Annotated in this window: 1 pseudogene; it reads left to right on the top strand. The window is 33.4% G+C overall.

Features of this window, described 5'->3' with window-relative positions:
• A pseudogene (locus AMN70_RS02435) lies at window positions 1–1256 on the top strand (DNA-directed RNA polymerase subunit beta); the annotation flags it as partial.

Raw genomic sequence — 1256 nt, 5'->3', positions numbered from 1 at the left:
ACTTGTTTCTGTTGCAGCATCTTTAATTCCATTTTTAGAAAATGATGATGCCAACAGAGCCCTTATGGGGTCAAATATGATGAGACAAGCTGTTCCTCTGTTAAAACCAGAGTCACCACTTGTTGGAACAGGGATTGAAAGTGATGTTGCTTTAGATTCAGGTGTAACTATTGTTGCAAAAAGAGATGGTGAAGTAGATAAAATTGATGGAAAAAGAATTGTAGTTAAAGTAACTGAAGAAACAGACTTTACTAAATCAAGTGTTGATATTTACAATCTCCAGAAATTCAAAAGATCTAATCAAAATACATGCATCAATCAAAGACCTTTAGTAAGAGTTGGCGATAAAGTAAAATCAGGTGATATTATTGCTGATGGCCCGTCAACAAGATTAGGTGAGTTAGCATTGGGCAAAAACGTAACTGTAGCATTTATGCCTTGGCAAGGTTACAATTTTGAGGATTCGATTTTGATTTCAGAAAGATGTGTAACTGATGATGTATTTACTTCAGTTCATATCGTCGAATATGAAATTATGGCTAGAGATACCAAATTGGGTGAGGAAGAGATTACAAGAGACATTCCAAATGTTAATGAGGAAGCTCTAAAAAATTTAGACGAATCTGGAATAGTGTATATTGGAGCAGAAGTTAATGCAGGTGATATTTTAGTTGGCAAAGTAACACCTAAAGGTGACTCAGCATCAGGACCAGAGGAAAAATTATTAAGATCAATTTTTGGCGAAAAAGCAATAGATGTTACTGATACCTCACTAAGAATGTCAAGAGGTAGCAGTGGAACCGTTGTAGATGTAAAAGTATTTAATCGTCATGGTATTGAAAAAGATGAAAGATCCATAACAATAGAACGTGCCGAAATAGATCAAGTACAGCAAGACAAGATTGTCGAAGAAGAAATCTTGGAGAGAAGCATTAAACAAAGAGTTGCTGAATTTTTGTCAGGAGCTTCTTTAACCAAAAAAATTAAAGACCTTGATGCAGGAACAAAACTTGATTTTGAAAATATTAATAAATTAACAATTAATGATGTTTTTAAGATAACAGTAGGAAATGTTAAAAATGAAACAACTCTAGCACAATTAAAAGATCAGTTTAATAAAGCCAAACAAGATATAACCGAAAGATTTGAGGATAAAGTTCTCAAAATTAGAAGTGGCGATGATTTGTTACCTAGTGTTATGAAAATGGTAAAAGTCTTTGTTGCTATCAAAAGAAGATTAAGACCAGGTGATAAGA

Origin of the sequence: Candidatus Pelagibacter communis (genome assembly GCF_001179925.1) — a bacterium.
Classification (GTDB): Bacteria; Pseudomonadota; Alphaproteobacteria; order Pelagibacterales; family Pelagibacteraceae; genus Pelagibacter; species Pelagibacter ubique_E.
The sequence above is the reverse complement of the archived record's forward strand: the minus strand, read 5'-3'. Positions and strand labels throughout refer to the sequence as shown.